This window comes from Hahella sp. HN01 (assembly GCF_018986435.1).
Taxonomy (GTDB): Bacteria; Pseudomonadota; Gammaproteobacteria; order Pseudomonadales; family Oleiphilaceae; genus Hahella.
In genome coordinates this window covers 44434-51335 of the sequence record NZ_JAHMIN010000042.1, presented here as the reverse complement: position 1 = coordinate 51335, position 6902 = coordinate 44434, and the positions used below count along the sequence as shown (strand labels likewise).

The following is a 6902-nucleotide window of genomic DNA, read 5'->3' as shown; positions in this document are numbered from 1 at the left end:
GCCGGCACGAAAGAAAGGGGATCTCAAAAAGAAAGTTCGATCCCATATGTGTATGTTGCAAAAGAAGCCTTCGAGGGTGAAAAAATACTTTAACCACCCAAGCATCAAATATGCGGCATAGAATGCCTATATCGATGCCGGATTAATATCGCCGATGGAAGTCCGCTTAAGTCGCGCCGTCGTCACCCACAACGACCTGCTGAGCCAGCCTGTCGATAAGCCAGGCGGCGGCAGGTCCTGGCGGGTTTTCCGTCAAGTAGATGACATCAAACGGATAAGTGACGGAGGCTGCGTCCGGCATATCCAAACGCACTAACCGCCCATTCGCCAGGTCTTCCTTCACCATCGGTTCCGGCATGTTTCCCCAACCAATCCCTTCTTTCAGCAGCATATGCTTCGACCCCAGATCCGCCAGCCTCCAGGTATGGGCGCTGATCACCGCAAATTCCTGATTGCGGGTCAGGGAAGAGCGATCAGACAGGACCAACTGAGTATGCTCTCTGCCCGCGCCAGGGGCATTGCGCCCCGCCGTCGCCAGAGGATGTGAAGGCGCGGCGACGGGAATAAGAGCGACAGATCCCACGCTGATTCTTTCCACCCTGTCCAACACCGGATTGAGAGGTCCACTGACGCCTATGGAAGCTTCGCCATTTAGCACCAGCTGTGTAACGCCGCCCAGAGCTTCTACCCGCAGATTCAGAGATACGGTAGGAAACTGCTCGCGGAACGCCTTCAGCGCATCCACCACTCTGCTGGAGGGCAACATCACGTCCACCGCCAGACGCACCTCCGCCTCCAGGCCTTGCAGTAACCCTTTCACCTTGGCGCGCAAGCTGTTGACGCCGTTATGCACCAGCCGCGCTTCCGACAGGACCAGGCGTCCTGCGTCAGTCAACTGAGGTTTTCGCGTGGCATGACGATCAAATAACTGCACGCCCAGCTGGGATTCCAGATTGGCGATGGAGTAGCTGACCACTGAGGTCGCTCGATGCAGTTTACGCGCAGCGCCAGCGAAACTGCCCACTTCCACCACGGCCAAAAACACTTTCAGTTGATCCAGGGTCGGTGCGCCAGGGTTTGATAACATGCCTAATTTTTCGAATAAAATGACTGAAATTATCCCAGTTTTGCGAAAAGAGTAGTCGCAATATAGTGGTTCCATCAAGCAACGACACTCATTACTGGAGCAAGCCAACATGACTCAACTGACCCACAACGCGAATTCAGCTCATTCCATTAACGGCGCTTTCGATATCGCCTCCGTCTCCGCCCTCGTTGGCAGAGTGCTTATAAGCATCATCTTTGTTCTTTCAGGCATCGCCAAGATCAGCGCGCCGGCGGGAACCATCGCTTATATCGAGTCCGCCGGTTTGCCATTCGCCAGCCTGGGCTTCGCCGCCGCAGTGTTGGTGGAGCTGGCTGGAGGAATAGCCTTGATCGCCGGTTACCGCACCCGCGCTACTGCGCTCATACTGGCGGGTTTCACTGTCGCAGCCGCCCTGGCTTTTCATAATCAGCTTGGCGATCAGAACCAGTTCATTCATTTCTTCAAGAACATCGCCATGGCCGGAGGATTATTGCAAATCGCGGCATTTGGGGCCGGGCGCTTCAGTCTGGATGGAAGAAACCGCTAATCGCTTTCGCTACCGACGGGCCGTCGCAGCAACAGGACGGCCTCAGCGGCTTCAAAGATCCATCCTCAAGACCCCGTGTTATAGACCTCCTGTCGGCGACTTGTTTCATCCGGCGTTAAGGCATTGAGGTTGTGGGAAATGTTCTTTAAGGTGTAATAAGGCTGCGTCAGGGACAGTACCGAGCCTCTCAGCGCCATGCCGAACGTCGTCAGTGACGTTCAAGCGGATGGGCAGGAAGGAGAGAGGCGCGGAGACGCGAACGTAACGCTTCCGCACAAGGAGGGATTCATGGACCGGCTGTCGGGCGTACTGCGCGTCCTCGTTTGCTGCCTCTTACTCATTACATTAACTTCGCCCAGCGTGGCGCAGACTCCCGCCAATGTTTTAGTGGTCGGCCAGATCGCCGAGCCCAAATCTCTGGATCCTCACGCCGTCACGGCTCTCAATGACTTTCGCATACTGATCAATCTCTATGACGGGCTGGTGCGCTTCAAGGATGGAACCTTGGAGGTGGAGCCGGCGTTGGCGGAGTCCTGGACGATCAGCGACGATGGCAAGACTTACACCTTCAGTCTGCGCAAAGGCGTGCAATTTCATGACGGCTCGCCTCTCACCGCAGAGGCGATAAAGTTCAATTTCGAGCGCATGCTTGACGAAAAACATCCTTATCATGACACCGGCCCTTTTCCATTGGCGTTTTTCTTCAGTCCGATAGAGAAGGTGGAAGCGATTGACGACCTCCACGTTCGATTTGAATTAAAAGAACCTTACGCCCCGTTTCTTTCCAACCTAGCCTATCCAACCGGTCTGATAATCTCACCCGAATCAGTGAAAAAGTACGGTAAGGATTATGGTCGTCATCCGGCGGGAACCGGCCCGTTCCACTTTGCCGAGTGGGTCAGCAACGCCAAGGTCGTTATTGTCCGCAACGACAAATACTGGGGCGGCGCACCGCCTCTGGAAGCAGTGGTGTTCCGACCCATCACCGACGCCAACACGCGTATGGCGGAAATGCTCTCAGGCGGCGTAGACCTCATGGTGGAAACCCCGCCGGATAATCTGACCGTATTCGAGAAAGATTCTGGATTCCAGGTTTATCAGCAGGCGGGACCGCACTTATGGTTTCTCATTCTCAACAACAAAAAAGGTCCCTTGGCGGATCGCCGTATGCGTCAGGCGATCAACTACGCGATTGATAAGAAAGCGCTGGTGGAAAACGTGTTGCAAGGCACCGCAGAAGTCGCCAAAGGACCCATCCCGCCCGCTTTCGCCTGGGCGTATAACCCAAATCTGGACGCTTACGCATATGACCCCAACAAGGCGCGCGAACTAATCAAAGCGGCGGGACACGAAGGCGCGCAGCTTACTTTTTACGTGACGGAAGGGGGTTCAGGGATGCTGGAGCCCGTCGCCATGGGCGCGGCGATTCAGGCGGACCTCGCCAAAGTGGGTCTTCATATAAAGATAGAGACTTATGAGTGGAATACCTTTCTCAGCAAAGTGAATCCCGGATTACCGGAAGGCGTCGATATGGCGGAAATGGCCTGGATGACCAACGACCCCGATACCTTGCCTTATCTCGCATTACGCAGCGACGCCTGGCCGGATAAGGGCGGTTTCAACTCCGGTTACTACGCCAACCCCAAAGTGGATGATCTGCTTGAACGAGCGCGTCGCGCTACAGACCAAAACCAGAGAGCCGCACTCTACAAAGAAATGCAGGTCATCGTACAAGAAGACGCCCCCTGGGCTTTTATCGCCAACTGGAAACAAAACGCCGTCAGTCAGTCACGCGTTAAAAACTTCAGGTTACAGCCTTCATTTTTTCTGGATTTAAGAGAGGTGAAAAAGCTATGAGATTTATCAGGATTTTCTAACCGGCAGATCTTTAAAAATTCATATTGGTCACATCTTCAAAGAAAAAATTGCATTTCTGTGATGACGATTCGTCATCGTTACGTTTTAGAGAAATAAACGAAATAAAAACATTAAGTTATAAACTTAATTTTAAATTATTAAAAATTCAGCCAGTTATCTTTTAAGTTATTTTCATAGCGGAAATATTTAACGCCAAGTTAAATCGGCAAAATTTTTCCCTTGAGGAAAATTTCAGTTATTAACTCCATAAAACATGTTCAAAAAACGAGCGAAAAAACACTTTTTGCCATTATAGAAATGAAGAAATAACGACCTGAAACCAAGTTATCTCACCTCAAATCAGGACTTCAAAAGGACCCTTTCAATGAGCAATGGAAAAGAGGCCTCTCCAAACCCCATTTTTGACCAAAATTCCCCTTCAAACTCTCCGAGCACTCACAAGATTTCTTGTAAGGAAAAATGCAGGATGAAACGAGATTTTTTGTCACATTCCGTCTTCCATTTTCCCATCGTCAAAGAACAACTCTAACCCCCCATGTGGAGCTATATCGCCAAACGTCTCCTTTTCGTCATTCCTGTCCTGTTCGGAATGACCGCGATCGTCTTCTTGATCATGGCCATGATTCCGGGAGATCCCGCCACCGCAATTCTCGGCGCCTATGCAACGCCTGAAAATATCGCACGAATTAACCGTCAGTTAGGGTTAAATCATAGCCTATTTGAACAATATTTAATCTGGTTGGGACACATTCTGCAAGGAGATTTAGGCCGATCTTACAGCTTGAATCGCCCCGTTCTGGATGAGGTTTTAGAGCGCTTCAGCGCCACATTGACGCTCGCCGGCGCCTCCTTTCTGCTGTGCTCTCTGTTCGGACTATTGGCGGGAATCGTCTCTGCAGCGCGCCAGTTCAGCTGGACTGACAGAGTGATCACATTGCTGGTTTTGATTGGCATTTCAACGCCGTCATTCTGGCTGGGGCTGCTGCTGATACTGGTTTTCGCCGTCGAGTTGCAATGGCTGCCGGCCAGCGGTATGAACGCGATATACGGCGGTGGCGATATTCAGGACCTGCTCTCCCATCTCGCGTTACCGGCCATTACGCTGGCGGTCATCGCAACCGGCGTTATCGCCCGCCTAACCCGAGGCGCCATGTTGGAGGTACTGCGGCAGGATTACATTCGCACGGCTCGCGCCAAGGGACTGAATGAGCGCCGCGTGATCTATCGCCACGCTTTTAAGGCCGCGCTGGTCGCCATTATCCCTGTATTGGGCATTCAGGCTGGCTTCGTACTTGGCGGCGCAGTCTATATCGAAACCGTATTCCAATGGCCCGGAATAGGTCGCATGTTGGTGCAGGCGATCGCCACCCGGGACATTCTGCTCGCTCAAGGGGGAGTATTGGTGGTCGCCACCTCATACGTCCTTTTTAATCTGGCTGCGGATGTTGCGCAGCATCGACTCGATCCAAGACTGACCTCATGACTCGCTCATCTCGCCCCAGCGCCTGGAAACTATTACGGCATAACCACATTGCCTTTTTCGGGCTCTGCCTGTTTTTGCTAGTAACGGTCATCGCTCTAGTGGCGCCCATACTTCCGTTATCAGCGCCGAACGACACTGCCCCGGCGGAGCGTTTACTGCGTCCATTAAGCGAAGGCCGTTTATTGGGAACGGATCATCTGGGAAGAGATCTCCTCTCTCGTTTGATATGGGGAGCCCGCGTTAGCATCTCTGTGGGTTTATCCGCCACGCTGATCGCTTCCGTCATCGGCTCTGCATTGGGTTTGATCGCGGGTTTCGCAGGCGGACGAACGGATAATGTGTTGATGCGCGGCGTCGATATGCTGATGGCTTTCCCCTATATTTTACTGGCGCTGGCGATCGTCGCAGCATTAGGGCCGGGGTTATCAAACGCTCTCTACGCCATCGCCCTGGTGAATATTCCATTCTTCGCCCGCAATATCCGCGGCGTCACGTTGAGCCTGACAAGACGGGATTTTGTCGACGCCGCCAGGCTTTCCGGCAAAGGTCCTGTGCGCATTCTGCTTACGGAAATACTGCCTAATGTAGCTCCCATCATCGTCATCACCATGTCGACAACCCTGGGCTGGATGATATTGGAAACCGCAGGGCTCAGTTTTCTCGGTTTGGGCGCGCAACCGCCGCAAGCGGATCTGGGCGCCATGCTGGGGGAGGGACGCAAATTGCTGTTTACAGCGCCGCATGTGTCCGTGATTCCCGGGCTAATGATCTTTGCGCTGGTCATGAGCGTCAATTTGATTGGCGATGGCGTCAGAGATGTGCTTGATCCCAAATTAAAGTCAGGCTCTTTGACACGCCCCTCCGCCATGACGGAAGTACAGAGCGCTGATGCTAAAAGCTCACCAGCCCCAGACATCAGTGCGACGCAGGACGCCCTGGCGGTGCGAAATTTACAGACCGAGTTTCTTGTTGGGACGGACATTTACAAGGCGGTAGGCGGCGTCAGCTTCGAGCTGGGTAAGGGGGAATGCCTGGGTTTGGTAGGCGAATCCGGCTCCGGTAAATCCGTTACGGCGATGTCTCTGCTCAGATTGGCGCCTACGCCCCCAGGACGCATCGTAAGCGGCCAGATCTGGCGGAGTGGGGAAGATCTACTCTCTTTTCCACTGCATCGCATACAGGCGCTCAGAGGCGGGGAAATCGCCTACATATTCCAGGACCCTCTCTCCAGTCTTCACCCGCTTTTTAGTGTCGGCGCCCAAGTCGCAGAGGCGATTCAAGCGCACCAACCTTATTCTCATAGGGAGGCGTGGCGCGCCGCTGTGAGCCTGCTGGAACAAGTGCGCCTTCCCAACGCCGCGTCAATAGCGCACAGCTATCCCCATGAGCTTTCTGGAGGCATGCGACAGCGGGTTTGCATCGCCATGGCTCTCGCCAATCATCCACAGATCATCGTGGCGGACGAACCCACTACCGCTCTGGACGTCACGGTACAGGCTCAGGTGTTGAAATTGATGAACCAGCAGCGCAAACAAAATGAGGCGGCGGCGCTTTTGTTCATCACCCACGACTTTGGCGTCGTTTCCGAAATCTGTGACCGTGTGGCGGTCATGTACGCTGGACGCATAGTGGAGGTCGGCGCCGCAGGAGAAGTATTGAACAAGCCCGCCCATCCCTATACTCGCCTGCTCATCAATTGCGTCCCGATTCCTGGTCGAAACCAAGATCGCCTGCCCGCCATTCCCGGCTCTCCTCCCGCGGTTAATAACCTGCCCGCAGGATGCGCGTTCGCGGATAGGTGCCCTTTTGCGGAAGGTGACTGTCGGAACGGCGATATCCGCTTACGACCACTGGGCGAAAATCGTTTCGCCCGCTGTATCAAACCGCTATGGAAAACGGCCCCATGA

Annotated in this window: 5 protein-coding genes; 4 read left to right on the top strand and 1 reads right to left on the bottom strand. The window is 53.7% G+C overall.

Annotation, left to right across the window (positions count from 1 at the left end; genetic code table 11):
- Positions 1 to 166: 166 nt before the first annotated feature.
- Complete coding sequence (locus KP814_RS27890; protein WP_216739834.1) at positions 167 to 1087, bottom strand: LysR family transcriptional regulator; 921 nt, start codon at positions 1085 to 1087, stop codon at positions 167 to 169.
- 109 nt (positions 1088 to 1196) lie between these two features.
- Here KP814_RS27890 and KP814_RS27885 point away from each other — a divergent pair, with 109 nt between their 5' ends.
- The 4 genes from KP814_RS27885 (at position 1197) to KP814_RS27870 (ending at position 6902) form a co-directional block, all read left to right on the top strand.
- Positions 1197 to 1634, top strand: coding sequence for a DoxX family protein (locus KP814_RS27885; RefSeq protein WP_216739833.1), 438 nt, complete (start codon positions 1197 to 1199; stop codon positions 1632 to 1634).
- 288 nt (positions 1635 to 1922) lie between these two features.
- A complete protein-coding gene (locus tag KP814_RS27880) occupies positions 1923 to 3491 on the top strand; it encodes an ABC transporter substrate-binding protein (RefSeq protein WP_216739832.1) in 1569 nt (522 codons plus the stop codon).
- A 556-nt stretch (positions 3492 to 4047) separates the two neighbouring features.
- Complete coding sequence (locus tag KP814_RS27875) at positions 4048 to 4995, top strand: ABC transporter permease (protein WP_216739831.1); 948 nt, start codon at positions 4048 to 4050, stop codon at positions 4993 to 4995.
- Positions 4992 to 6902, top strand: a complete 1911-nt coding sequence (locus tag KP814_RS27870; RefSeq protein WP_216739830.1) for a dipeptide/oligopeptide/nickel ABC transporter permease/ATP-binding protein — start codon at positions 4992 to 4994, stop codon at positions 6900 to 6902. Before KP814_RS27875 ends, KP814_RS27870 begins: the two co-directional genes overlap by 4 nt.